Raw genomic sequence first — 25,384 nt, 5'->3', positions numbered from 1 at the left:
GAAGAGGCGGCGGCCATGCTGGCGGAGGCGGTGCCGACGCTGCCCGAGGACGCGGCGCTTCGAGCGCTGCAGCTTGCCGCGCTGCGCGGCGCCGTGCGCCTCGCGGCCGCGATCGAGCCTCGGGCGGCGGGCGCATCGGCCAAGCGCCGCCGCCCCGGGCTCCGCTGCCGGCGCTGCGGCAGCGGCGAAGAGCGCATGCGCCGCACGCGGTGCGCCTCGTGCGGGCGAAGCGGCTGCGCCGTCTGCGAGGCATGCGCCCCGCTCGGCCGCAGCCGCGAATGCGAGCTGCTCGCGCTGGGCGCCGAGCAGCCGGGCGCGGCGCTAGCCGCGCTTCCCCCGGCGCTCACGGATCGCTGGGGGCTCAGTCCCGCGCAGCGCAGCGCGGCCGAGGCGGCCTTGCGCTTTCTGCGCGGCGAGGCTCCGGCGCGGCGCGCCTTGAGTCGGCGGAGGTCCGCCGACCCGCTCGCCGCGCCGGAGCGAAGCTTCCTGCTCTGGGCGGTGACCGGCGCCGGCAAAACGGAGATGATTTTCCCGCTGCTAGCTGCGGTTCTTCAAGCCGGCGGCCGGGCGCTTATCGCCACGCCTCGCCGGGACGTGGTGCTCGAGCTGGCCCCGCGTCTGCAGAAGGCGTTCCCCGACGTCAGGCAAGCCGTCCTCTACGGAGGAAGCGAGGATCGCTGGACGAACGCTCCTCTCACGATCGCGACCACCCACCAGCTGCTTCGTTTTCAGCAGGCGTTCGATCTGGTGCTCGTGGACGAGCTAGACGCGTTCCCCTACCATAACGACCCCGTTCTGCACTATGCGGCGACGAAAGCACGCCGGAAGCAAGGGGCTACCGTGCTGCTAAGCGCGACCCCGCCTGCCAAGCTTCGCCGCGAGGTGCGAAGCGGGCGCACGCCCTGCGCTCGGGTGCCGGTTCGTTACCACCGGCACCCTCTTCCTGTTCCTAAGCGGCTGAACATCCCTCCCGTGAACAGGCTGATTCAACGGCGGGAGCTGCCGGCGGTACTGCTAAGATGGCTGGCGGCTTCCGTCGGACGCGGGGCCCAGACGTTCTTTTTCGTTCCTTACATCAAACATGTTCCTCCCCTTGTCGCTCTATTGAGGGGACATGCCGCCAAGCTGGGAATCCAATCGGCCGAGATTGAAGGAACCTATTCCAGCGATCCCGACCGCGTCTCCAAAGTGCAGCTTTTCCGCCAAGCCAAGTTCCGAGTGTTGGTGACGACGACCATTCTGGAGCGCGGAGTGACGATCCCTAGGAGCGACGTATTCATACTCGGGGCGCATCAATCGACCTTCGACGAAGCCTCGCTCGTCCAGATGGCCGGAAGGGCGGGGCGATCCGCGGACGATCCGTTCGGGCGCGTTTTTTTCTGCTCGCCGTACGCGACGAAGTCGCAAAGCACGGCCGTCAGGCAGATTCGGTCCATGAACCGGATCGCGCGAAGGAGCGGGTATCTGAGGCCGAAGGGGGAGAGGGCGTGAGTTGGAGCGCGGTTTTGCATTCGTTGCTGCAGCCAAGAGGGCAGGCGTGTTTGCTTTGCGGCCAGTCGTCGGCGGGCGGGTCGGCCAGGACGGCTCTTCCGATTCGGCATCCCGCCTCCCGCCGTATTCTACTCGAAGGTTTCTGCTCGAAGTGTTTAAGCCGAATCCCTTGGATCGTCGCGATCGCCTGTCCCGTGTGCGGCCGGCCGGAGCGCTGCGGGGACTGCCTTCGGCGACCGAATCGCCCGTTCGTCAAGGTCCGGGGAGCCGTCCGCTACGATGCGGCCATGAAAGAGCTTCTCGCCCTGTACAAGTACAGAGGGCTGGAAAAGCTGGAGCCCGCGCTCGCCGCGATGCTGTCGGCGGCCGCCGAGCCTCTGCTTAATGAGGTGCGTTTCGATGTCGTCACTTCCGTTCCGATCGCCGAGCGGAGGCTGGAGGACCGAGGCTTCGACCAGGCGGAGCGGATCGCCATGGAGCTCGCGCGGCTTTACCGTCTCCCTTATCGGCGGCTTCTGAAGCGTACCCGCCATACGGGGAAGCAGAGCTTCAAAGGCCGCAAGGATCGGATCGAGGACATGAAGGGGACGTTCGCGGCCATCGAGCCTCCTCCAGCCATAGGACATCCGTCGGAAGCTTTTCCTTTTCCCCCGTATCCGGTTCGCATACTTCTTGTGGATGATATCTACACGACCGGAAGCACGATGACGGAATGCTCGCTGGCGTTGAAGAGCGCTTACCCGGACAGCGAAGTGTATGGGGCGATGTGGGCAAGATCGTAGCGTCTAGTCCATAATGCTCTATTCTTTACATGTAAAATTTAGTATTATAGAATGACTTAAAGTGGTTAATTCGATCGAACTTTGTCGAGATTGGAGGAATCGTACGTGGATCTGGCTAATTGCCCCCGCTGCGGCCGGCTTTTCGCTCGTCACTTCCGCGACATCTGTCCTAATTGTTCTGCTGACTTAGAGAAGGAATACGAGGCGTGCATCGAATATTTAAGGAAGAATAAAGGCGCGACGATCACGGTGCTGTCCGAGGATACGGGGGTATCGGTCAAGCAGATCACGCGGTTCATCAAGGAAGGCCGGATTTCGCTCTACAATGCGCCGAATTTGTCCTATCCTTGCGAGGTGTGCGGGGTGCTTATCCGGGAAGGCAACATGTGCGACAATTGCCGGAATCGGTTGAGCAAGGACGTGAACAACGCGACGAGCCGGGACAGGAATGGGCTCGGGCAGCAGAAGAGCAGCGGCGCCTACATAGGGGAACGCCTGAGAGACAGGGAATAATTGATCTATAAACATTTAGAAGATTGCGGCCGATAATACCAACATAGGTATTTCGGTCTTTTTATTTATGAGGTGATCTCGGATGAAGATTAATCAAACCCAACGGGTCGGCATGTATCAGGCTTATCAGCAGGCCGCGGAAGCGCGTCCCGACCAGGCGGTCGGCAAGAAGCGCAAGGACGAGGTTCAGATATCGGCGGAAGCCAAGGAGTTGTTGGACTTGCAAGGGAAAACGCCGGATGCGGCCCGGGCACATAAGATAGAATCTCTTAAGCAGGAAGTTTCTACGGGGACTTATTATGTCGATACGGACAAGCTGGCAGAACGGATTTTGCCCTTCATTCGCTAAGTTAACCGGACTTCGAAACGATTGGAAGGGGAATGACAATGGCCATTAAAGAGCTGTTCCGCACGATGGAGCTGCTTCAGGAGCAGCACGAAGCTCTGATTGAACTAGGGGAGCAGAAACGGGAGGCTGTCGTCCGCAACGAAGTGAGCCGTCTCCCTGAACTGACGACGAAGGAGTCCCGCCTTCTTCGCCTTGTTCAAGAAGCAGAACAAGCTAGGCAGAAGGCGGTCGCGCAATATTGCGTAAGCAAAGGGGTAGCCGCTAACCCCGGAATGAGCATGTCAAGCCTTGTTCGCCTCGAGACCAACGTCGGCGACAAGGTACGGCTTGAAGAATTGGGGAATCGGTTGGTCGAGACCGTAAGCCGATTGAGCGCTTTGAACGAACAGAACCTGGAGCTGCTGCGCCAAGCGGTAGATTTCAACGAGTTCACGATCGGGCTTCTTACGGGATCGGAGGATCAGGATGTCGTTTACAAGCCGCCCGCGAATTACAACGGTTACGGAGCGGGGGCTCGGATGTTCGATTCTCGTGCATAGAAGGAAGATGGTACTGGCAGCTTGCGAGCATGCATAGGAGGCTAAGGGATGAGATCGACTTTTATGGGGTTGGAGACGGCCAAGCGAAGCCTGATGACCCAACAAACGGCGCTGCAGACGACCGGCCATAACGTGGCGAACGCCAATACGGCCGGATATACCCGTCAGACGGTGAACATGGTAGCTTCGAGGCCGATCGAAGCGATCGGCTTGACCAAATCCACGGCAGCGGGACAGATCGGTACCGGCGTCGAGTACGATTCGGTTACGCGCATCCGGGAGAAGTTCCTGGATCTGCAATACCGCAACGAGAACAAGACGCTCGGCAACTGGACGATCCGGCAGGACACGTTGGAGAAGCTGGAGACGGTATTCAATGAACCGTCCGACACGAGCCTGCGGTCCGCTATCGACAACTTCTTCAACTCTTGGAACGATCTCGCCGAATCTCCCGAGGACGAGACGGCGCGCAAGCTCGTTCGCGAGAACGCGCTATCGCTGGCAGATGCTTTTAACCAAACGAGCAAGCAGTTGACCGATCTGTCCGACGATCTCACGGAGAATATTGCCGTGAAGACCGCGCAGCTTAACACGATCACCTCGACGATCGCCGAACTGAACGGTCAGATTCGGCGCATCGAAGCGCTCGGCGACAACGCCAACGATCTGCGCGACCAACGCGATCTGCTGGCGGACGAGCTCTCGGGCATTGCCAATATCACGGTCGCGGAGGCCGAGAACGGGGATTACCAGATCTCGATCGGGGCGACGCAGCTCGTGAACGGCGACGCTGCCACCGCGATAGACGCGGCGACCATTCAAGGGCTGTTCAACGCCGATCTGACCGGCGGAGAGATCTACGGAATGATCTACTCGCGCGATGTCTACGTTGCCGATTACAAGAAGCAGCTTGACACGCTGGCGAGCGGATTGGCGAACGGCAATATAACGGTTACGATTCCGGCAGGTTCGGTGCTTCCTGAAGGTACAGTTCTGAACGATGTTCCTTACACAGGAGAGGCGCGAACCCTGAAGGAGGATCTCACGGTTACGGTCGCGGGTTTAAACGGACTTCATAAGCTGGGATATTCGCTAGGCACTCCGTTGACGGCGGGAGGAGACTTCTTCGTGGCCTCCGACGGCGGGCAGCTGACGGCCGCGAACTTCTCGTTATCGAAGAGCATTCAGGAAAACGCGAGCCTGATCGCTTCTTCCATGCGTACGGTAACGAGCAGTGGCACGGAATTGCCGGTTAAGGGGAACAACGGTCTGGCTCTCATTATCTCGCAGCTCGGCGATGTATCCATCGACTTTTCGTCCGTAACGGCGGGAGCTGACCTGACAAAGACGAGCGCAAACTCGTTTTTCCGCGGGATGGTCGGCCAATTGGGCGTTCAAACGGAAGCGGCGTCTCGCCAGGCGACGAACTCGAAGTCCGTCGTGGATCAGGTCGATGGACGGAGAATCTCGGTCAGTGGCGTATCGCTCGACGAAGAAATGTCGAACATGGTGGTATTCCAACATGCTTACAACGCTGCCGCCCGGATGATGACGACGGTGGACGAGATGCTGGATCGGATAATCAACGGAACCGGCGTTGTCGGAAGATAAGGTTTGATCTAACCTAGGGAAACGGGGCGAAGACATGGCAGGAAGAGTCACGCAGGGCAGCATTACGAACCAGCTGCTTCGCAACATCAACACGAACTTAACCCGAATGCAGGGGATGCAGGAGAAGCTGTCCACCGGGCGGAATATCAACCGGCCTTCGGACGACCCGGTCGGCATCACTTATGCGCTTCGTTATCGAAGCGACTTGACCGTTAACGAGCGTATGCAGACAAACACGGACTATGCGGCTTCGGTTCTCGATTTCAACGATACGATTATGACCCAGACCGGCGACGTGCTCAAACGGATCAAGGAACTTGCGGTTCAGGCAAGCAACGAGACGAATCCGCAAGTCGGGTTGGACAATATAGCGGCCGAGATGGAACAGCTTCAGGGTCAATTGCTTAATATTGCGAACTCAACCTTCAAGGGCAAGTACATCTATAACGGGCAATTGGTCGATCAGAAGCCTTACAGCTCCACGGAGCCTTGGAAAGTCGTCACGGACAGCGGGAAGATCTCTTATACGATCAGCACCGGCGTAAACATGGACGTCAGCTTCAGCGGAAATGACGTATTCGGCTATCCGCCAAGCGGCACAACTGCCCCTAAGAACGAAGATGACAATGCTTTCTATGTCATCGACAAGATGATCCAGGATTTGAAAGGCCCAGACATGGACGATCTGAAGGTACAAATGGCCGCATTGGAGACCCGAACGAACAAAATCCTCGCTCAGCAAGCCCAAGTGGGGGCGCGGGTGAACCGGGTCGAGATGGTCCAGTCCCGGCTGGATGATTTGAATTTGAACCTGCAGACCCTTCAATCCAAGGTTGAGGACGCGGAGTACGAGGAACTCATCATCCAGGCGAAGGTTAACGATAGTATTTATCAGGCTTCCCTATCGGTCGGCGCCAAGATTATTACGCCTACATTGGTCGATTTTCTGAACTAAGGGATAAGGGGGATAAAGTATGATCGGGCAAATATCGATTCATAGCGATCCCGCCATTCTAGCCTTCGAAGGGCAATTGGGCAAATATGATATCAAGACACATAAACCCCAAGTGAATGTGGAATCCCGCAAAGCAGTCGTCGATATCCAGAACAATGGAGCAGGTACGTTGGAGATCGATATGACGTTGACCAATGATGCTATCGACGGCGGATCCCCGGAGAGATTCTGGAATCGGATTTATAGCCAGTATAAGCAAATTGCGGCCGATAACTTGGTCTTTATCGTGGAGAAAGGGAATACGATCGGCGATTTAAGAATCAAGCAAAATCCGCTGCCGGATTACGCAATTCAGGAATTTATGGAGGGGGCTCCGGATTTGCAAGTGTATGGTCCTGCTTTGCCGGACAATACGAAGTTGAGATATACCCCGACCAATCTGGATATTCAAGTCACTCCAGGCGAAGTGAATATCGACGTACAGACCTTCCGGCCAGACATTCAATACAACCGGGAATATGTCAACTATTATATGAAACAATATCCGAAGGTCACCATAACTCCCCCTGCCATCGATGTGATTGGTTGAGGATCATTTCTGCTGTGAGTGGCTATACGCTCACGGCTTTCCTGCATATGTCGAGGAATTAAATGGAGGAAGTAGCATGAAGATCGTGACAACTCGATTCGGCGAATTGACCGTTCGCGAAGATGAAGTATTCCTTTTTTCCAAGGGGATCCCAGGGTTCGAGGAACGGAGGCAGTATTTCTTCGTACGCCCGGAAGAACATGCCCCTTTCGAATATTTGCAATCGGCCGAGGAAGGGGAACTTGCCTTTATTCTAGTCGATCCTTTTCTCTTTTTTCCGAATTATTCTTTTGAGCTATCCGACCAAGCTTTGGCGGATTTAGGGGACCCTTCGCAGGATTCGCTATTTATTCGAGTAATTGTAAGCATTAGAGGGGAATTGAAAGAAGCGACTGCGAATTTGGTGGCTCCCGTTGTTCTTAATTCCCAAGATCGACTAGGCCAACAGGTTGTCCTCAGCAGCAGTTCCGAGTATGAGGTGCGACATCGCTTGTTCCCTTTAACAACCGGATCGGCAGGAAGGGGATAAGCGGCTATGCTTGTGCTTACACGCAAGAAAGGACAATCCATCCTTATACAGGACGATATCGAAATTACGATTCTAGGGATCTACAACGATCACATTAAACTGGGAATTTCGGCTCCGCCCCATGTGCAGATCGTCCGCTCCGAATTAATGGTGTCCATCAGGGAAACGAACAAGGAAGCGTCTGAGCTTCCGCACAATGCAGGAGAGTTGGCGGAGGCTTTGCGTATGTTGGGGATTCAGCAGACGAAGTCCGAATCTTAGCCTAGCGATGCTGCCCGCTCATTCCTCCATATGGCATGCAGAACTGGTATGAATATCTAACAACCAGATGGGAACTCGCCGATATAGTACTTAACGAGTATTGACGTGACGAGGAGCGATGACGATGAGCGGTATGAGCATGGGAAGCCAAGTGACGGGTAATTCGGTGCAGCCACCAATTGCACCTACGCCTGTTAAACCTGTTGCGCGAGAAAGCGTGCCGGTGGCTGAGAATCAGCCTAAGCCTCAGCTTCAGCCTACATTTACCAAGCTGAGAAACCAAGAGCAAACGGGCAAAACCCTGTCAATTGGAGAAGAACAGGTTTACCGGGCCATCGAAAAGGCGGTAAAAGCCATGCAAGGACCTGAAACCTCCGTCGAAATGCGGGTGCATGAAAAAACGCATGCAGTCATGATTAAAGTAGTCAACAAGGAAACGGGAGAACTCATTCGAGAAATCCCTCCGGAGAAGACGTTGGACGTCGTGGCCAAGATGATGGAGATAGCGGGAATTATCATTGACGAGAAGGTATAAGGAGGAGACAACATGAGTTCAATCAGACTCGGCGGCTTGGCCACCGGTATGGACACCGATACCATTATCAAGCAATTGATGACGGCCAAGAGAGAACCGTTAAACAAGCTGAATCAGCAGAAGACGAAGTTGGAGTGGCAGCAAGAAGCTTATCGGGATATAACGATTAAGATGGTTGATCTACGCAACAATAAATTAGCTAACTTGAAGTTAAGCAGTAATCTCAATACGTTGGCCTCTTCGGTTGCGGGGAATACGACGGCCGTAACTGCTAAAGCGCAGACGGGAGCCGTAGCGGGAACGACGACGATCGAAGTTCACAGCCTGGCGACGGCGGCTACGATTACGAGTGCTTCCATCGGTACTAATGTGGATATAAGCAAATCCTTGGCGGAATTGAATTTAGCCACTGGCGATACCACGATCGAAATCAATGGCGAGCCCATAACGTTTAAAAGTACGGATACGCTTGCCAGCGTAATAAACACGATTAACAAGAATTCCAAAGTCAATGCAACCGCCTACTTTGATAACGTTTCGGGGAAGCTCGTTCTGACGTCGAAGACACAAGGCGAGAACGGCGTGCTTACCTTCAGCGGTGATCTGTTGACGAATAAATTCCAACTCGATGAAGCTGATGTAACATCTGGTGTTAACGCTGATGTTACTATTAACGGGATTCGGACGTCACGCTCGAGCAACTCTTTCACGGAGAACGGCGTATCTTACACTTTGAACGCGAAGTCCGAAGGAATCGCAAGTACTATTACGACGAAAATGGATACAAGCAAAGTCGTCGAATCCATCAAATCTTATATTACTGCGTACAATGATATTCTCGATGCGATAAATCCTAAGTTATCAGAGAAGAAGTTTCTCACCTACCAGCCTCTTACGGACGAACAAAAAGAGGACATGGAGGAAGAGGAAATTAAATTGTGGGAAGAGAAGGCGAAGTCCGGTATTCTTAAGAATGACACCATTCTTTCCTCGCTTGTCAGCAATCTGAGACTGGGAACCATTACAGATGTTAATGTAAACGGAACGAATGTCAATATTACTAGCCTCGGGATTACAACGGGGTCCTGGTCGGAGAAGGGTAAGCTGCATTTGGATGAAGATAAGCTGATCGAGGCGCTTGAGAAGAATCCGGAGCAGGTGATAGGATTCTTTACCCAGAATACGAAGGAAACCGATGCGACTAAATCGAAGCTAGTAACTACTCCAGATAGTGGACTGTTTAACCGGATGTACAATGAATTGCAAACGGCATTAAATTCTTTAGCGGAGAAGGCCGGTACTTCCCGAAGCAGCACCTCCACGACCGAAGTATTCAATCCATCGAGCTTGATCGGTACCCAGTTGATTGACCTCGACCGTCGAATCGACTTATGGGAAGATCGTCTGGTTACCATCGAGAATAACTACTATAAACAATTTTCTTCCATGGAGACTGCTGTTAATAAATTAAATTCCCAGGCTAGCAGTTTGTTCTCTTCCTAAGACATGAGAGAATCTACGGAATTTCTAATATTGTTTGAGCATATCGAGAAGGAAACGCATCGACTAAGTCGTCCTGAATGCGATGCAGACTATACGGAATATGAAAACTTTGTCGAACTGAGGCAGCAGTTGGTTGATTTTCTGGAGAGCAACCCAGAGATCGCTAAGCAAGAGAAGCGTCGGATACATACCTTGGCTCCATATGAAACGGGATTGCTGTCCAAGATGGAAAGTCATAAGCAGGAAGCCCAGGCTGGAATGCGTAAGGTAGATGAGACCAGGCGACAGAGGAACGCCTACTATAACGATAGTTATGGGGGAATTGAAGGCTTCATGTTCGATAAACGGCGATAAGAAAGGCAGCCACGCGAATAAGCGTGGCTGCTCTTCAACTTTCGAAAGAACAAGCCGATATAAAGGACAATACCGTTCTTTAACTGCAAAGGAGCAGGTCGATGATTAACAATCCCTATCAGAAATATCAACAAGCCTCCGTCCAGACGGCATCCGGGCCGCAGTTGCTTTTGATGCTATACGATGGGGCGATTCGGTTCGTCAGATTAGGCATTGAAGGCATTAATAAACGAAATATCGAATTGGCGAACAATAGCTTGATTAAAGCTCAAGCGATCGTGCATGAGCTCATTGCCGGACTGAATTATGACTATCCTATTGCCAAGGATTTATTATCTCTATACGAATATTTTGTTCACCGGCTCATTCAAGCCAATATTAAGAAGGATGTCTCCATTGCCGAAGAAGTTCTCAACCATCTCCTAGAGCTTAGAGAGGCTTGGGGGGAAGCGGTTAAGCAACCAGTCTCCGGACTGTAAATTTTTCTTAGAAAAATTCTTGAAATTCTCTAAATAAAATGTAAGACGCTGTCGATATACATATCAGATCGATCTGAATCGGCGGCCGACCTTCAGATCAATCTCCCACAGGGAAGTGGGAAATTATATTTCAGGGAGGAAATAAATCATGATTATCAATCACAACATTAACGCGCTGAACACTCACCGTAACCTGGGTCTGAACAACACGGCTGCAGGCAAGAACATGGAGAAGCTGTCTTCCGGTCTTCGCATCAACCGCGCTGCTGACGATGCTGCTGGTCTCGCGATCTCCGAGAAGATGCGCGGTCAAATCCGTGGTCTTGAGCAAGCACAACGTAACACGCAAGACGGTATCTCCTTCGTACAAACGGCTGAAGGTGCTCTGAACGAAGTTTCCGCAATGCTCGTTCGCATGAAGGAATTGAACGTTCAGAAGGCTAACGGCACTTACTCTGACGAAGATAAGGGCAACATCGATACCGAGTTGGGTGAATTGAACTCTCAAATTACGAACATCTTGGACAAGACGACTTTCAACGGTATCTCAATCAAAAGCGCTGTTAACGTTGCTTACAACGATGCTGCTGACACGATTGCTATCGATGCTCTCACCTTCTCCGTTACTGGAACGACTCTTGCGGCTGTCAGCACGGCAATCACGGCATTGTCCACGGCTCGAGGTACGCTGGGTGCTAAGCAAAACCGTCTGGAGTACACTTCCAATAACATCGGCACGACCGTTGAGAACCTGACGGCTGCTGAATCTCGTATCCGTGACACGGATATGGCTAAGGAAATGGTTAACCTTACGAAGAACAATATCTTGCTGCAAGCCGCTCAATCGATGCTGGCTCAAGCGAATTCCCAACCGCAAGGCGTTCTGTCCCTGCTTCGTTAATCCATTTTTTAAAGCAATCGAGAGGTCGCTGTATGGCGGCCTCTTTTGCATTCCAGGAGGACAGGCTTAGATGTCTATTGCTTACTTTATTATGGCTCATCATAAACCTACGATGTTGCTACGACTAATGAATGCTATATATTCTCAAGACAATCTATACCTTATTCATGCGGATTCGAAGGCTGACGAGGTTCTAATTGAACTCGTTAATCATTTAGCTGAGTCCAATGAAAATATTAGAATACTTCCTTCTCGAGCTTTAAGTTGGGGCGGTTGGTCATTGGTACAAGTAGAATTAGATGCAATTCGATACTTATTGAGCTGGAGCGGGGATTGGAACCATTATATCAATTTAAGTGGTCAAGATTTTCCACTTGCTTCGCAAACCGTGGTAAGTAAATTTTTATCAGGGCACCAAAACAATTACTTTTTATTTGATAAAGTGGATCCAGAGAAAGTTGTAAATTTACAAAACAGATATTGCATTGAAGATATTGATGGCTTTCAAAGAATTGGACATAGGAAGCCGTTCGAACAATATTTTTCCTCTCATATCGTCCAATACAACAGTTCTCAGTGGAGAATTATTTCTCGTGCATTCGCGGAGTATGCTACTACTTCATACTTATCATTTGAGATGCAGGATTACTACCGTTATACTTTTTTGCCGGATGAGTATTTTTTTATTACCTTAATCATGAATAGCCCGTTCGCTGCTACCGTTCTGAAGAAGAACATGCGGTTTATTCGTATGGAGTCTACAGAAAACATACTTAGGCATGCTACTACTCTTATAATGGATGACATTGGATATTTATTCAATGGAGACGCGTTATTTGCAAGGAAATTTGACGACGAAATAGATTCAAATGTTATCGATTTTATTGAAAACGCGCTATTAAGATGAGTAGTGAAAAATTACCTTTTATAAATATGGCCTAATGTACCGATATAAAGAATATAGCATTTGACCGAATAGGATGGGCATTTTATGACGATATTTGAATCGAATCTAAAACATTTAAATGATAAGTTCCCCTTTGCTTATTCCGTAGTTAAACAGATATCCTTATCGGATAAGTATCGAGCATTCCTATCGGAAGATGGCCTGACTAATATAGAGATTAAACTTGATTCTGATGTTAATGATTTTTTGTACGATCCTCAACATACTGGAATGGAAACGGCAAGTTGGCTGCAAGCTATTGCTTCTTCGATTTCCGAGCATGAACATGTGCTGCTATACGGTCTTGGTATGGGGCACCATTTACAGCTTCTTTTAACCTATTTCCCTTCCAAATGGTTTTACTTATATGAGCCAGATGCGGAATTGTTCCGCATCTCATTGGCAACCGAGAATATGGCGGATATTCTGTGCCATCCGAATCTAAAGGCACTATCCGTAGGGTTGACCGCCGAAGCGAAACGTCAGCTCATCTATCCTATTTGTACGCATGCACAGGGGGCCTGTGCTTTCTTATATATCCCATATTATGCAAGAACGAATGAAGAGGAGATCTCTACTCTTCGAGAGGAATTTCCAACATTCGTTTCCGAGTTTAAAGTCAACTACAGTACTAGAAATAGATACAAGGAACAATGGCTGCAAAATCGTCTTAACCATCTAGCGACTAATTTATCTTCTGTACCCCTGCGAGTATTAAAAGATCGGTTCATGGGAGTTCCTGCTGTGATTGTCGGATCAGGTCCTTCGCTGACGGAAGCCGTAGAAGGCATTAAGACACTTCATGATCAATGTCTCATAATCGCTGCGGGTACAAGTATTCAACCGCTGCTTCATCATGGTATTAAGCCTCATATCGTAGTCATGGCAGACGGCGGCGCGATCGTAGAGAAGGTATTCACAGATTCAGAATCGCGAACGGTTCCTATGCTCTACTCCCCGACTACAAATTACCGGGTGACGGACGTCATGAGAGGCGGCCTGATTCATTATTATGACACATCCGATTTGGTAAGCAAGCATTACATGGAGATATCGGAAGAGGATCCGGTACTCCGCTCTAGCGCCTCCGTTACGGGGCTAGCCATTCAAGCGGCAGTATATATGGGGTGCCAAGAGGTTGTATTTGCTGGTCAAGATTTCTCCTTCCCCGGAGAAGTTCATTATGCTCCTGGTGTTACTCATTTCGGTGAGCAGGGGCAGAAGTGGGTGGTTTCTAAAGCTGATGTACTGGTAGAGAACGTTTGTGGTACTCACAATCGAACGACCGCGTCGTACGCGGTGCTTTTAAGGAATACTGTTGAGATCATATCCCTTTATCCGAATACTCGTTTCATTAATACCTCTTCCGTAGGCGCCCGAATTAATGGGGCAGAGCAGATGCCCATAGAAGAATACATACGGGAGACGTCTCGTTTACCAGCTTTTATTAGTTTTGATTTTAATTTTATGGCAGAAGGATATGGTCAAGAACGAGTCGCAAGCATCAACAAAAGAGTTGAAGGTATGCCTGCAGACCTTGCTTCCTATCACCAAGAATTAATTGGAATTAGGAAACTTATCACGAAGCTCGCTGAATGGAGCCGGACGAACCCTGATAAATGTGCCAGAGCATTGGAGGCAATTGAGGATAAATGGTCCTCTGTCGTAAATCGAGATAGTTTCAAGGCTTTGTATGAATCAATTCTCCCGAATGAGTTGCATTATTTCGACAGCCATCTCTCTTTAATTGTTAACGAGACAACTCTCATTGGTAAATCGCGAATGTTCGAGACTTATGTCGGGAAGATCGTAAACGAGATGCTGGAGGTCACTCCGAAGTTGCAGGAAATGGCAGCGGAGGCGCTTTGTCGTCTGAGATCATAATTACTAATCAAATTGTTATTAAAGAGAGGGACTCCACAATGAGCTCCTATAAAAACAAAAAAATTCTCGTCACCGGGGGGACCGGAACGATTGGACAACATTTAATTCGCCGCTTGCTGCAAGACCAGCCTGCGGTGATTCGTGTATTTAGCCGCGATGAATATAAGCAATTTGAGATGCAGCAAATTTTTAATGGTTATAAAAATATTCGATATCTTATTGGTGATATTAGAGATGTTAATCGCCTTTCAAGGGCAATGGAGGACATTGACTATGTCTTTCACCTTGCAGCTATGAAACAAGTGCCCGCATGCGAGTACAATCCATTCGAAGCCGTTCAGACAAATATAGTCGGTACACAAAATGTGATCCAAGCAGCGATCCAAAATAATATAAGCAAAGTTCTGTTTACGAGCACAGATAAGGCAATCTCCCCAACCAATACGTATGGAGCAACAAAATTAACGGCCGAGCGGTTAATATCAACGGCAGGTAATCAAATGGGTTCCAAAAGGACCGTATTTACTTCGGTTAGATTCGGAAATGTTATGGGGTCGAGAGGGTCAGTCATACCCTTATTTATTAAACAAATTATTAATGACCGTAAGATAACGGTTACGAATCCAGAGATGGTTCGATATATGATGACTCCTAACCAGGCGATCGAACTAATTGTCAAAGCCCATTCCCAAGCAATGGGGGGAGAGGTTTTTGTTCTTAAAATGCCAGTAATTAAATTAGGCGATTTGGCAGAAGTTCTAATTGAGGAAGTGAGAAAAAGATACAAAATCCAGGAGTCTATATTAATTGAGACTATTGGTATTCGACGAGGAGAAAAGAATTTTGAGGAATTAATGACAGACGAGGAGAAACTGAGAGTGATTGAAACCGAAGAGATGTTTATTTTACCTTCTAACAATAAATTTGCAGAAAGAATGGGGCAAGAGATGGATATTTCCGATCATACATTTGAAAGGACGCCAATTCATAAAGAAACTCTTCGAAAGTGGCTCTTAGAGGAACAGCTTGTGTAGCTGGAAAGTTGGGGGAGAGGAATATTGCATGAGTGATAATAGAAAAAATTTAATTGTATTGCACTTAGAGAGCTTATCGAATGAAATATTTCAACAAGAGAGGGCTAATTTGTCTTTTTTAGTGGAGGTTATGTCGAAATCGATAGTATACGAGAACTTTTTCTCTACGGCCACCTCTTCTTTAATGGCGTTAACTGATTTCTTGCATGGAAATGACTTTGAAATTGATAATTCAATTTCTTTCGATGAGCTGTTGAAACCAACAAATTATCAAGAAAATTTATTTGACCTATTAAATAACAAGTTTTATAGGACAATGGGGATCGGCTATCCTAAAATTTGGAGAGATGATATTAAAAAGTATGATATGTGGAGCAGCAATGGAGACGAATTTAAATGGGCTCCCTCGTTCGAGCATTTCATTTTAGATATTGAAGACTTTATAGCTGTAGAAAACAACAAACCATTCGCAATATATATATGGGATATTCTTAGCCACCTGGGTTATAGCGACGCTTATAAAAATCAAGGGAAGAATTTCTTTGAAAGAAGAAGCTTAGGGTACCGTTCTGTTGATGAGACTGTCAGATGTGTTATTGAAATTCTAGAGAAGTATGATCTGATGAAGAACACAATTATCGTAGGATTTGGGGATCACGGCGATGAGTTATGGACACATGATTTAAATAAGGGGTTTTGTCATGCGATTGAACCCTATACAAACATTATTAAAACCCCTGCTTTTATTTATAATGCAGATTGTGAGCCGTCCATGAATTCAGATTTGGTTAGTCTGATTGATTTAAGGCAGACCATCCTGAGTTTATTGGACATAACTGATGAATCGGTATTTTTTTACTCGGGAGTCGATATTAATCAGGTTCGGAATCGGCATGTATTCTCTAGAAATCTATTAAGCAATCAAAGAGATAGCTCCATACTGGATGCCGGTCCTGTAGGATTAAGAAAGTCCTTCTCTATAACCAACAATCATTACCATCTGATTGTTAGCAACTGTGGAATGGAAATGTACGCATACCAAATAGATTCGACCAATCATAGTAACTTGCTTAATTTCTTTGATATTGATTGCAACGGCGAAATTACCTTCAACAATAGAGGGGCCGATCATGCGCATTTTAAAAGAATAATGCAACCGGATCAGATCGCTCATATAATTGAAAATTATTACAGGCTAAGGGAAGAACTTATTAAACGAGTTAGCATTCGAAATGACCTCATCGCTAGTACAGAAAAGAATTTATTCAATTTAGCAGCCTTTCTTTCTATCCGTGAGAGAAAATACATTTGGTAATGTCATACAGCAGTGAGGTGAGTTCGCATGGGGACATTAGTGCTAAACATGGGGCTGAAAAGCATTAGGAGTATTATTTTTGATGAGCAGGGAAATAAGTTAGCTTCTTCAAGCCTTCCCATTGAGACAAAAATTAGAGGCAATTATGTGACTCAGGATGGAAAAGAGTGGTGGAGAAAAGCACTTCAGGTTATTAAAGCGACAATTGAAGATGCCAACGTTAGAAAACGTGTCAGGCATTTTACAGTTACTAGCTCATCCTCTTGTTTGCTTCCCATATCACCTACAGGGGAACCGCTATGTGATGCCATCATGGTCTCGGATACAAGAGCACAGTTCGAAAGCGATAATATTTCCGGATTGGCAGAATTTCAAGAAACCTATCAGAATGTCGGTCTAGCTTGCGACCCGTACTTAATGTTACCTAAGATATTATGGATAAAAAATAACAAACCAGAGATTTATGAGAGAACTTATAAGTTCTTATCACCTAACGATTTTTTTATAGGGATGCTTACAAAAGAATATGTAACGGATGAGTTTAATGCCCAGAAATATCATTATGATATACATCGTAAACAATACCCGGTAAAACTGTTACACAAACTGGAGATACCTTTAAGTTCCCTGCCGGATGTGGTGCCCGCAGGGCAGGTTATTGGTGATTTAACAACCGAGATGAAAACGGTGTTTGGCTTCGCCGAAGATGTGAGTGTAGTAGTTAGCTCATATGATGCAATATGTGCCTTTATAGGAAGTGGCCCAAAAGACGAAAGTGAAGTTTGTGATGTATCGGGCACGGTCACATCTTTAAGAGCATTTACACGAAAAGATATTAAAGATCCAAAAAACCGGTTGTTGGCAACCCCATTTCAATCAATCGGATTGAATATTGTGGGGGGATCTAACAACTTGGGTGGCGGCCTGATTGAGTGGGTTAAACAATGTTACTATAGCAATGAGACGTATCCATATGAAGTTATGGAGATGGAAGCAAGACAAAGTGTTGAAGGGGCTCATGGCCTCGTTTTTTTGCCTTACTTAATGGGAGAAAGAGTGCCTTTATGGGATACGGACGCACGAGGAGTATTTTTTGGGATTGAAAGAACTCATATGAGAAGGGATATGGCGCGAGCAGTCTTTGATAGCACGGGTTATGTCATTCGACAGATTATCGAAGTAATGCAAGAGTTTGATATGTCCGTGAAAAGAATAAGATTATCCGGAGGTCTGGCTAGAGTGAACCTGATCTCACAGATCAAAGCAGATGTAACAAATATGGAAGTCATAGTGGTGGATGAATTTGAGACAACGGCATTAGGTGCGGCTATATTGGTTGGGTTTGGAACGAAACAGTACTCTTCGATTTTTGATGGAGCGGCTGCTTGCGTTAGAGAACGTATGATTATTATGCCCAACTACAAAAATCAGCAAATTTACAATGAAATGTTCGAGTTGTTTAAGGAGAGTTATTTATCTCTGAAGTCTTTATTCAATAAGCGGATTACGACCGTTAAGAGGATCTATTCGGAACGGCAAGAAAAAATTGAAAACTTATAGGGGATGTACGAAATGGGAGGGTCTCGCCTTTATGTAAATACGGAAATAATTTTTGGAGAGAAGAGTATTCGTCACTTAAAGAGAATTATTCCGGAAAATAAGAAAGTACTAATATTGACCGGAAAACAATCTGCTATTCGATTCGGCCATCTAACAAAAATATTAAAAGAATTGGAGGCCCATCGAATTAAGTGTTTCGTGTTTAATAATATTAGTCCTAACCCCAAAGTAAGTGAAATTGATACGGCAGTAAGAGTAGCAAAAGAAAACGAAGTTGAAATCCTAATTGGCTTGGGCGGAGGCAGTGTATTAGATGCTGCTAAAGCTACAGCAGCGATGTATTACGTAAATGGATTCACGGAAGAAGTATTAAACGGAGCTAAAGATTTAACTCAACGAAGGTTAGGGTTAATTCAGATTCCTACAACAGCTGGAACAGGCTCGGAGTTAAGCATGGGAGCCATCGTGACCGATGAGAAAAGTGGTGTAAAAGATGGGCTAAGAGGCGAAGTTTTACTTGCGGATATAGCGATTGTGGATCCGGAGTTAACCTATACAGCTCCGCTTCAGTTAACGATTGAAACAGGATTTGACATAATGACTCATGCTATTGAAACTTTTTTATCTCGCAAATCCTCCCAGTTAACAAAGTTCCAGTCTATACAAGCTTGTAAGAAAGTATTTCATTATTTACCTCTGTTAGCGATCGATCTTTCAAATCAAGCAGCAAGGAGAGAACTATCTTACGCGAGTCTTATTATGGGCATCAATCTGGCTAATTCATCAACCTGCTTGCCTCATCGTTTGCAATATCCGATAGGTGCGCTTACAGATACGAGTCACCCAAGAGGGTTAGCGGCCCTATATCCAGCCTGGTTAGAACTATATCTGTACTACGATAGAGCGGGGCTAAGAGAATTAGCTTTGCAGCTTAACTTTGATGATGATGATACATTGGCCGAAGAGCAATTATATAAATATATTATTCAATTTATGTCGGATTTAAGACTTGACCTTAGACTGAAGGATTTGGGGATCTACGAGAAAGATATCCCCGTTATGCTCGGTAAATTAAGAGGTTCCTTAACAAATGATCCAATTGGCGGTATCAAGGATATTGCTGAACTGATATATCGAAAATCATTATAAGGAGAGCTAAAGAATGCAGGCTATCATCATGGCGGCTGGCAAGGGATCGAGACTTGCTCCGATGAATGTGAACCGGCCCAAGTCGTTTGTTGAGATTAACGGACACAAGCTGCTTGATTACCAACTAGCTATTTACAAAAGACTAGAGATCGAAGAAGTCATCATTGTAACCGGTTATAGAAGCGATCTTATCGAAAGTCACGTTAAAGATATTCCATATATCAAAACTGTTTATAATCCGTTCTATGAGTTCTCTAATGTATTAGCTTCGTTCTGGATGGGGATGGAATATTTGAAAGGCGATTTCTTTTATTCGCATGCTGATACCATCTTTGACCTTTCGATCATTAATCGTATTCAAGAAACCAAAGGGGATATTATTTTGCCAGTAGACATTAAGCGATGCGGCGAAGAGGAAATGAAGGTATCCCTTGACCAAAATGGCAAAATTAATTTTATTAACAAAACGATGACTGCAGAAGAAGCGTTGGGCGAGTTTATCGGGGTTGCCAAGATCAGTAACCGAGCATTGCCCGTACTAAAGGAAGCAACAAGGAAGCAAATGCAGGACCAAAATCTTAAGGCTTTCTTTGAAGTGGCGCTTCAAGATTTAATCAACGAGCAGAAAGAATTGTTTGCTATAGCCGATATTACGGGCGAATATTGGAACGAGATCGATTTCGTCGAAGATTATAATAAGGCTGTACAGTCCTTTAAACAAAGTTCATTGAGTCAGTTGTTCGAATAACAGATTGACAGATTCCCGATCTTAGAAAGAGTGTGAGGGTCGCTGATGTTAGTTGATCAGTATCGAAGATTTCGAAGCAAGTATATTGTGCAACAGAGAAGGCCTCACGAGTATATTGCCAACCGGTATTATGCTCATCTTATTGATCCGTTCTTTACTAAGATTGCTTATGACCTTAAGCTTTCTCCCAATTTTGTTACTATCGTTGCCGGTATTCTAGGGGTTACAGCCTCGCTTTGTTTTGGCGTGAATGAGCTTGCTCTAGGTGCTGTTTTGTTGCAACTTCACTATATATTAGATTGCGTTGATGGAAATTTAGCGCGTTTAACAAATAAGTGTACTCCTCTCGGAGCTAAATTAGATAAACTCGTCGATCAAGTAGTTCGTCTTTTATTGTTCGTTTCTCTTGCTTATGTGGCAGATGTTCATAGTCTTTTAAAAGTCGTATTTGTTGGAACAATATACTTGGATATATTCATTGTACATTTCTTTATTCTTCCCTTCTTGCGCACTCATGCAATAGTTCGTTCGCCTTGGAAGAAGTGGGTTATGTCTAAAGGCATTATTCCTGCGTTTGATATTTTTTTAATCTATATTCTAATATCAATATTTGCTTTGATTAATAATATCGAAATTTTGATTTACGTAGTTATTGTTGGAAAAAATATCGATTGGATTTACAGGGTTTGGGAATGTTTGAAGTCCAGAGCCATAGGGCTTCAGTAGGAGGGACTTTGTGATGCTCTTGTCATCCACAGAAATGCTACAAAAAGCAAAGGCGCAAAACTATTGTATTTCAGCCTTCAATGTCTACACTTTCGAAATGCTACAAGGGGTAATTGAGGCAGCTCAAGAGTTAAGAGCGCCTGTCATTATTCAAACATCAGTGGGAACGGTAAAACAATTAGGGGCAAACTACATTGTTGCCCATGTTCGTGCTGCAGCAGAGGTAAACGAGCTACCGATTGCCCTGCACCTTGATCATTGTAGTGATTTTACAATCATATCTGATTGTATCCGTGCAGGTTATACTTCGGTGATGATAGATGCTTCCCATTTCTCATTGGAGGAGAATATTTCTCGAACCAAGCAGGTAGTTAATTTCGCCCAAAAATACAAAGTACATGTAGAAGCAGAATTGGGTAAAATTGTCGGAACTGAAGACAATATAATCGTTAGCGAGAAAGAAATGAGATTGGCCGACCCGGATGAGTGCTTAGAATTTGTAGAAGCAACTAGGGTAGACTCATTAGCCCCCGCTGTTGGAACGGCACATGGAATATATAAACAAGAACCGAATATTGACTTTGAACGAATAGAAAGAATTGCAAGCATGGTATCAATTCCTCTAGTCCTGCACGGCGGTTCGGGTATTCCAGAAGCTCAAGTTAAACGTGCGATTTCTCTAGGAATGAGCAAAATGAATATAGCCACGGAAATCAGAAATGTATACTCGGAAGCACTAAGGAATTATTTCCGCCAATATGAAGCAGAGAACGACCCTCGTCGTTATTTGGTACCTGCGAGAGAAGCATTAAAGTCAAAAGTAAAAGAGAGTATTCGAATGTGCGGTTGTGATGGGAAATACTAACTCAAAATGCGCGCGAGAAGGGGAGGGGAATCTTGAAAAAAAATGTACTAATATTTCCTTGCGGTTCAGAAATCGCACTTGAGATCAATAGAGCGTTGAGCCATTCCATTCATGTTCGAATGTTTGGAGCTTCAAGCGTATCTTCCAACCACGGCAAGTTTGTATTTGAGAATTATATTGAGGACGTTCCTTTTATAAATGATCCTAATTTTATTGATAGTATTAATGAAATTATTGATCAGAATGAAATCGATTTTATCTACCCAGCGCATGATAGTGTTGTGGTATTTATGGCACAACATCAGGCTAAAATCAATGCCAAAGTCATTACATCTCCCTATGAATCTTGTAGAATATGTCGTTCTAAAGGGGAAACCTATAAGTATTTCAAAGGGATCGTAAATGTACCTCTTGAATTCTCTATAGATAATCCGGATCTCAAGTTTCCATTGTTCCTTAAACCGGACGTCGGGCAAGGATCAAAAGGAACGCAAAAGGTTAACACCCGAGCAGAACTGGATTTTTATTATAATCAACAATCGGATCTTCTTATTCTGGAGTATCTCCCCGGCCCAGAATATACAATAGACTGCTTCTCGGATCATACGGGGGAATTAAAATTTGTCGGAGCCCGTGTTAGAAATAGAATTTCAAACGGAATTAGCGTAGAGACTTTCCCGGTCGAACAATTGAGATTTATTGAAATTGCAGAAACCATTAATTCCAAGCTATCGCTAAATGGAGCGTGGTTCTTTCAAGTTAAAGAACGTAGTAATGGGGAACTTGTGTTAATGGAGATAGCCCCGAGAATAGCTGGCGGAATGGGGCTTTATAGAAATCAAGGAGTAAATATCCCTCTGCTTAGTTTATTCAATCAACTAAAGTTTCCGATAGAAATCATAAATCAAAAATTTGAGATCAGACTTGACCGTTCCTTGTTCAATCGATATGAATTGGGTGTAGAATATCAACACGTTTACATAGATTTGGACGATACAATAATTATCGATAACAAAGTAAATTCTTTAGCGATTGCTTTTATTTACCAATGCATGAACAAGGGGAAACAAATTCATTTAATTTCAAAACACCGTGGGGATATTTACGATTCGCTTAGAAAGTTTAAAATAGACCATTTGTTCAATACCGTTATTTGGTTGAAAAGCGAAGATCGCAAATGCGATCATATTACTCGATTTCCTGCAATCTTTATAGATGATGCATTCTCTGAAAGGAAGCAAGTTTCTTACGAGCTAAAGATTCCGGTGTTTGAAGTGAGCGCAATTGAATCATTGCTAGAGTGGAGAAACTAACTAGAATGGAGCTGGAACAATGCAACTATCAATAACAAAGTTTGAAAAGCCGGTATATGTATTTGAGCCGGTACTTCCTGATTTGAATCAACTTCATGAGAAGTTATCCGAGATATGGGCATCTAAGTATGTGGCCAACATGGGGCCGCAACATCGTTTATTGAATGAAAGAATTACAGAATTTTTGAAGGTATCCAATACTACACTTTTTAGCAATGGAACATTAGCACTGATGGCGGCGTCAAGGGCATTGGACTTAGAGGGTGAAGTTATAACAACTCCGTTTACTTTCGCAGCGACGCCCCATTCCCTAGTATGGAACAATCTGACTCCCGTATTTTGCGATATTAATCCAGTAGATCTAACCATTAATCCAGCAAGAATTGAAGAAATGATTACTCCGAGAACCTCGGCGATAATGGGGGTACATGTCTATGGTAATCCATGTGACGTCGTGAAAATACAAGAAATTGCAGATAAGTATAACTTAAAGGTCATCTATGATGCTGCACACGCATTCGGGACAACGATAGATGGAATAGGAATTGGAAATTTTGGTGATATGACAATGTTCAGCTTCCATGCCACCAAGTTGTTCAATACCATAGAGGGCGGAGCCTTATGCTATAAAGATGAACAATTGATGGATAAGCTTAACTTGATTAAAAATTTCGGAATAAAAAACGAAGAAGAAGTAGTTATGGCGGGATTTAATGCAAAATTAAATGAGGTCCAAAGTGCGGTAGGGTTGTTGGTATTAGATATGGTTGAGGAAGAGCAGAAAAAAAGAATGAAAGTATTCGATATTTATAAGGAAGTCGTGGATCGTCTCGATGGGGTAGAGATAGTAAATACATCAGATGAGAGTGTACATTCTAGCTATCAATACTTTGCGATAAGAATTGATGCCGAGAGATGCGGAAGAACTCGGGATGAAGTATATCATAAATTCAAGAATTATAATGTTTTCACAAGAAGATATTTTTACCCGTTGTGCAGTGATTTTGAATGTTATAGAGATTTGCCTTCTTCTGCGGTAGCGAATCTACCGGTAGCAAAGCAAGCATCGAAAGAAGTTTTATGTCTTCCCTTTTACGGGAGTTTGTTAGAGAATAATGGTGCCGAATCCATTTCTCACATATTAAGGAAGGTAATCGTAGATGGGTAATCCTATGGTTTCTGTTTTTATGGTTACATACAACCATGAGAGGTTTATAAGAGAGGCAATAGAGAGTGTCCTCGAACAGGAGACGGATTTCAATTACGAGCTGGTAATTTGCGAAGATTGCTCTACTGACGGAACTGCACGAATCATCCAAGAGTATGCAGAGAAATACCCTCATAAAATTAAAGCGAATATAAATAAAGTGAATGTCGGAGCGCAGAAAAACTTCACTAATATAACAAAATTATGCTCTGGTAAATATGTTGCCATTCTTGATGGTGATGATTTTTGGACACATTCTTTAAAATTACAAAGACAAGTGGATTTTTTAGAGAAAAATTCGGATTGTACGATCTGTTGGCATCCCAGGACAGTATTTTCAGAAACAGGGGAGTTTGAACCTTATGAGACACATTCGACAGAACGCTATCGCAAAGAAAAATTAACCGTGAATAGCTTAATATTCTCGAATTTCATTCCAACATCTTCGATTATGTTTCGGAACCATGTGGTAGTAGAAATACCGAAATGGTTTGAGAATCTGCCAATGAGTGATGCTCCATTGAATCTTTTATTGGCTCACCACGGAAATATTGGTTACATTGGGTATAATATGGCTGCGTATCGGGAACATTCAGGAGGGATTTGGTCTTCAACCAAAAAAGAGCGACAAATTTACAATACGGAGAAATACATTGAGGTCTACTTAAAGTTTAATCAAGAAACGAAGTACAAGTATGATCATCTAATCCAACAAAGCATCTTTAGTAGGATGACGAGTCTAATTAATTTTTATCGTTATTATTTAGGTGAAAACTCTAGCAAAGAACTATCACTTTTAAAAATTATGAATAAACTTAAGAGCAATGTATCAATTCATAGTCGGTTCGCCAAGAAGTCAATTGCCGTGTTTGGAACAGGCGAAGCATCTAAAAGAGTGTTAAATATGTTGAGAAGCTTAGATGTAGAAGTAGAATACTTCTTGGATAATAACAGTAAGAAATGGGGAGAATCATTTGAAGGAGCATCTGTAATAAGTCCGGATGAAATTAATAGTAGGTCTCTTGATGATTCTCTCATAATCATTGCAAGCATGTATTACAAAGACATATCCGAGCAACTTGTTGAAATGGGCCTTGAAATCGATAAGCATTTTATTAATGGTTTTGATTACGAGAAACTAATGGAGACTGGGAAAGAAACCTTAGTCAGCATGGAGCTTGAGATACCAATCCTAAAGCTTGTTCAAAATTAATACATCCGAATAATTAAAAGACCATAGAGGAAT

27 protein-coding genes are annotated in these 25,384 nt (G+C 45.4%); all 27 read left to right on the top strand.

Features of this window, described 5'->3' with window-relative positions; translation table 11 throughout:
- Window positions 1-1,491, top strand: a 1,491-nt coding sequence (locus H7B67_RS00480; protein ID WP_185117839.1) for an ATP-dependent helicase ComFA, incomplete at its 5' end; no start/stop codon positions are given.
- A complete protein-coding gene (locus H7B67_RS00475; protein WP_185117838.1) occupies window positions 1,488-2,273 on the top strand; it encodes a ComF family protein in 786 nt (261 codons plus the stop codon). The genes H7B67_RS00480 and H7B67_RS00475, both read left to right, overlap by 4 nt.
- A gap of 105 nt (window positions 2,274-2,378) precedes the next feature.
- Entirely contained in the window at window positions 2,379-2,786 is a 408-nt protein-coding gene (locus tag H7B67_RS00470; protein ID WP_185117837.1) for a TIGR03826 family flagellar region protein, read from the top strand.
- 82 nt (window positions 2,787-2,868) lie between these two features.
- Window positions 2,869-3,135 carry a flagellar biosynthesis anti-sigma factor FlgM gene (gene flgM / locus H7B67_RS00465; RefSeq protein ID WP_185117836.1) on the top strand — a complete coding sequence of 89 codons (267 nt, stop codon included), beginning with the start codon at window positions 2,869-2,871 and terminating at the stop codon, window positions 3,133-3,135.
- Window positions 3,136-3,173: 38 nt separating this feature from the next.
- Window positions 3,174-3,674 carry a flagellar protein FlgN gene (locus tag H7B67_RS00460; RefSeq protein WP_185117835.1) on the top strand — a complete coding sequence of 167 codons (501 nt, stop codon included), beginning with the start codon at window positions 3,174-3,176 and terminating at the stop codon, window positions 3,672-3,674.
- A gap of 48 nt (window positions 3,675-3,722) precedes the next feature.
- Window positions 3,723-5,285 (top strand): flagellar hook-associated protein FlgK, encoded by a 1,563-nt coding sequence (gene flgK / locus H7B67_RS00455; RefSeq protein ID WP_185117834.1) that lies wholly within the window; start codon window positions 3,723-3,725, stop codon window positions 5,283-5,285.
- A 34-nt stretch (window positions 5,286-5,319) separates the two neighbouring features.
- Window positions 5,320-6,240, top strand: a complete 921-nt coding sequence (gene flgL, locus H7B67_RS00450; RefSeq protein ID WP_185117833.1) for a flagellar hook-associated protein FlgL — start codon at window positions 5,320-5,322, stop codon at window positions 6,238-6,240.
- A gap of 19 nt (window positions 6,241-6,259) precedes the next feature.
- The gene (locus H7B67_RS00445; RefSeq protein ID WP_185117832.1) at window positions 6,260-6,829 is read left to right on the top strand and encodes a DUF6470 family protein; all 570 of its coding nucleotides are present in this window, start codon (window positions 6,260-6,262) and stop codon (window positions 6,827-6,829) included.
- A gap of 76 nt (window positions 6,830-6,905) precedes the next feature.
- Entirely contained in the window at window positions 6,906-7,358 is a 453-nt protein-coding gene (gene fliW / locus H7B67_RS00440) for a flagellar assembly protein FliW (RefSeq protein ID WP_185117831.1), read from the top strand.
- 6 nt (window positions 7,359-7,364) lie between these two features.
- Window positions 7,365-7,619: a carbon storage regulator CsrA gene (gene csrA / locus H7B67_RS00435; protein ID WP_185117830.1), complete on the top strand. Its 255-nt coding sequence runs from the start codon at window positions 7,365-7,367 to the stop codon at window positions 7,617-7,619.
- 124 nt (window positions 7,620-7,743) lie between these two features.
- Window positions 7,744-8,154, top strand: coding sequence for a flagellar protein FlaG (locus tag H7B67_RS31215; protein WP_342592343.1), 411 nt, complete (start codon window positions 7,744-7,746; stop codon window positions 8,152-8,154).
- 12 nt (window positions 8,155-8,166) lie between these two features.
- A complete protein-coding gene (gene fliD, locus H7B67_RS00425; RefSeq protein WP_185117829.1) occupies window positions 8,167-9,657 on the top strand; it encodes a flagellar filament capping protein FliD in 1,491 nt (496 codons plus the stop codon).
- 30 nt (window positions 9,658-9,687) lie between these two features.
- Window positions 9,688-10,011, top strand: coding sequence for a hypothetical protein (locus H7B67_RS00420; RefSeq protein ID WP_185117828.1), 324 nt, complete (start codon window positions 9,688-9,690; stop codon window positions 10,009-10,011).
- 101 nt (window positions 10,012-10,112) lie between these two features.
- Window positions 10,113-10,490, top strand: coding sequence for a flagellar export chaperone FliS (fliS, locus tag H7B67_RS00415; protein ID WP_185117827.1), 378 nt, complete (start codon window positions 10,113-10,115; stop codon window positions 10,488-10,490).
- 148 nt (window positions 10,491-10,638) lie between these two features.
- Window positions 10,639-11,391 (top strand): flagellin N-terminal helical domain-containing protein, encoded by a 753-nt coding sequence (locus H7B67_RS00410; protein WP_185117826.1) that lies wholly within the window; start codon window positions 10,639-10,641, stop codon window positions 11,389-11,391.
- Window positions 11,392-11,461: 70 nt separating this feature from the next.
- A complete protein-coding gene (locus tag H7B67_RS00405) occupies window positions 11,462-12,298 on the top strand; it encodes a beta-1,6-N-acetylglucosaminyltransferase (protein WP_185117825.1) in 837 nt (278 codons plus the stop codon).
- Window positions 12,299-12,382: 84 nt separating this feature from the next.
- On the top strand, window positions 12,383-14,221 hold the full coding sequence (locus tag H7B67_RS00400; protein WP_185117824.1) for a motility associated factor glycosyltransferase family protein: 1,839 nt from the start codon (window positions 12,383-12,385) through the stop codon (window positions 14,219-14,221).
- A 38-nt stretch (window positions 14,222-14,259) separates the two neighbouring features.
- Window positions 14,260-15,255, top strand: coding sequence for an SDR family NAD(P)-dependent oxidoreductase (locus tag H7B67_RS00395; protein WP_185117823.1), 996 nt, complete (start codon window positions 14,260-14,262; stop codon window positions 15,253-15,255).
- Window positions 15,256-15,283: 28 nt separating this feature from the next.
- Window positions 15,284-16,570, top strand: coding sequence for a sulfatase-like hydrolase/transferase (locus tag H7B67_RS00390; RefSeq protein ID WP_185117822.1), 1,287 nt, complete (start codon window positions 15,284-15,286; stop codon window positions 16,568-16,570).
- A 27-nt stretch (window positions 16,571-16,597) separates the two neighbouring features.
- Window positions 16,598-18,130, top strand: a complete 1,533-nt coding sequence (locus tag H7B67_RS00385; RefSeq protein WP_185117821.1) for a xylulokinase — start codon at window positions 16,598-16,600, stop codon at window positions 18,128-18,130.
- 12 nt (window positions 18,131-18,142) lie between these two features.
- The gene (locus H7B67_RS00380) at window positions 18,143-19,279 is read left to right on the top strand and encodes an iron-containing alcohol dehydrogenase (protein WP_185117820.1); all 1,137 of its coding nucleotides are present in this window, start codon (window positions 18,143-18,145) and stop codon (window positions 19,277-19,279) included.
- A gap of 13 nt (window positions 19,280-19,292) precedes the next feature.
- Window positions 19,293-20,027 (top strand): phosphocholine cytidylyltransferase family protein, encoded by a 735-nt coding sequence (locus H7B67_RS00375; protein ID WP_185117819.1) that lies wholly within the window; start codon window positions 19,293-19,295, stop codon window positions 20,025-20,027.
- Window positions 20,028-20,072: 45 nt separating this feature from the next.
- Window positions 20,073-20,753 (top strand): CDP-alcohol phosphatidyltransferase family protein, encoded by a 681-nt coding sequence (locus tag H7B67_RS00370; protein WP_245363123.1) that lies wholly within the window; start codon window positions 20,073-20,075, stop codon window positions 20,751-20,753.
- 13 nt (window positions 20,754-20,766) lie between these two features.
- Window positions 20,767-21,618: a class II fructose-bisphosphate aldolase gene (locus H7B67_RS00365; protein ID WP_221468628.1), complete on the top strand. Its 852-nt coding sequence runs from the start codon at window positions 20,767-20,769 to the stop codon at window positions 21,616-21,618.
- Window positions 21,619-21,650: 32 nt separating this feature from the next.
- The gene (locus tag H7B67_RS00360) at window positions 21,651-22,931 is read left to right on the top strand and encodes an ATP-grasp domain-containing protein (protein ID WP_185117817.1); all 1,281 of its coding nucleotides are present in this window, start codon (window positions 21,651-21,653) and stop codon (window positions 22,929-22,931) included.
- A gap of 19 nt (window positions 22,932-22,950) precedes the next feature.
- Window positions 22,951-24,099 carry a DegT/DnrJ/EryC1/StrS family aminotransferase gene (locus H7B67_RS00355; RefSeq protein ID WP_185117816.1) on the top strand — a complete coding sequence of 383 codons (1,149 nt, stop codon included), beginning with the start codon at window positions 22,951-22,953 and terminating at the stop codon, window positions 24,097-24,099.
- Window positions 24,092-25,351 (top strand): glycosyltransferase, encoded by a 1,260-nt coding sequence (locus H7B67_RS00350; RefSeq protein WP_185117815.1) that lies wholly within the window; start codon window positions 24,092-24,094, stop codon window positions 25,349-25,351. Before H7B67_RS00355 ends, H7B67_RS00350 begins: the two co-directional genes overlap by 8 nt.
- The last annotated feature ends 33 nt before the right edge of the window (window positions 25,352-25,384 follow it).

This window comes from Cohnella thailandensis (assembly GCF_014212135.1).
Lineage (GTDB): Bacteria > Bacillota > Bacilli > Paenibacillales > Paenibacillaceae > Cohnella > Cohnella thailandensis.
Note: the sequence above shows the minus strand (reverse complement) of the source record. Positions and strands in the feature narration are given on the sequence as shown.

Excerpts from the sequence above, each read along its gene's own strand:
- fliS (WP_185117827.1), top strand. The coding sequence starts at position 10,113 with ATGATTAACAATCCCTATCAGAAATATCAACAAGCCTCCGTCCAGACG.
- H7B67_RS00405 (WP_185117825.1), top strand. The coding sequence starts at position 11,462 with ATGTCTATTGCTTACTTTATTATGGCTCATCATAAACCTACGATGTTG.
- H7B67_RS00375 (WP_185117819.1), top strand. The coding sequence starts at position 19,293 with ATGCAGGCTATCATCATGGCGGCTGGCAAGGGATCGAGACTTGCTCCG.
- H7B67_RS31215 (WP_342592343.1), top strand. The coding sequence starts at position 7,744 with ATGAGCGGTATGAGCATGGGAAGCCAAGTGACGGGTAATTCGGTGCAG.
- flgL (WP_185117833.1), top strand. The coding sequence starts at position 5,320 with ATGGCAGGAAGAGTCACGCAGGGCAGCATTACGAACCAGCTGCTTCGC.
- H7B67_RS00380 (WP_185117820.1), top strand. The coding sequence starts at position 18,143 with ATGGGAGGGTCTCGCCTTTATGTAAATACGGAAATAATTTTTGGAGAG.
- H7B67_RS00355 (WP_185117816.1), top strand. The coding sequence starts at position 22,951 with ATGCAACTATCAATAACAAAGTTTGAAAAGCCGGTATATGTATTTGAG.
- H7B67_RS00445 (WP_185117832.1), top strand. The coding sequence starts at position 6,260 with ATGATCGGGCAAATATCGATTCATAGCGATCCCGCCATTCTAGCCTTC.
- csrA (WP_185117830.1), top strand. The coding sequence starts at position 7,365 with ATGCTTGTGCTTACACGCAAGAAAGGACAATCCATCCTTATACAGGAC.
- H7B67_RS00365 (WP_221468628.1), top strand. The coding sequence starts at position 20,767 with ATGCTCTTGTCATCCACAGAAATGCTACAAAAAGCAAAGGCGCAAAAC.
- H7B67_RS00385 (WP_185117821.1), top strand. The coding sequence starts at position 16,598 with ATGGGGACATTAGTGCTAAACATGGGGCTGAAAAGCATTAGGAGTATT.
- flgM (WP_185117836.1), top strand. The coding sequence starts at position 2,869 with ATGAAGATTAATCAAACCCAACGGGTCGGCATGTATCAGGCTTATCAG.
- H7B67_RS00460 (WP_185117835.1), top strand. The coding sequence starts at position 3,174 with ATGGCCATTAAAGAGCTGTTCCGCACGATGGAGCTGCTTCAGGAGCAG.
- H7B67_RS00370 (WP_245363123.1), top strand. The coding sequence starts at position 20,073 with ATGTTAGTTGATCAGTATCGAAGATTTCGAAGCAAGTATATTGTGCAA.
- flgK (WP_185117834.1), top strand. The coding sequence starts at position 3,723 with ATGAGATCGACTTTTATGGGGTTGGAGACGGCCAAGCGAAGCCTGATG.
- fliD (WP_185117829.1), top strand. The coding sequence starts at position 8,167 with ATGAGTTCAATCAGACTCGGCGGCTTGGCCACCGGTATGGACACCGAT.
- H7B67_RS00390 (WP_185117822.1), top strand. The coding sequence starts at position 15,284 with ATGAGTGATAATAGAAAAAATTTAATTGTATTGCACTTAGAGAGCTTA.
- H7B67_RS00350 (WP_185117815.1), top strand. The coding sequence starts at position 24,092 with ATGGGTAATCCTATGGTTTCTGTTTTTATGGTTACATACAACCATGAG.
- H7B67_RS00410 (WP_185117826.1), top strand. The coding sequence starts at position 10,639 with ATGATTATCAATCACAACATTAACGCGCTGAACACTCACCGTAACCTG.
- H7B67_RS00395 (WP_185117823.1), top strand. The coding sequence starts at position 14,260 with ATGAGCTCCTATAAAAACAAAAAAATTCTCGTCACCGGGGGGACCGGA.
- fliW (WP_185117831.1), top strand. The coding sequence starts at position 6,906 with ATGAAGATCGTGACAACTCGATTCGGCGAATTGACCGTTCGCGAAGAT.
- H7B67_RS00400 (WP_185117824.1), top strand. The coding sequence starts at position 12,383 with ATGACGATATTTGAATCGAATCTAAAACATTTAAATGATAAGTTCCCC.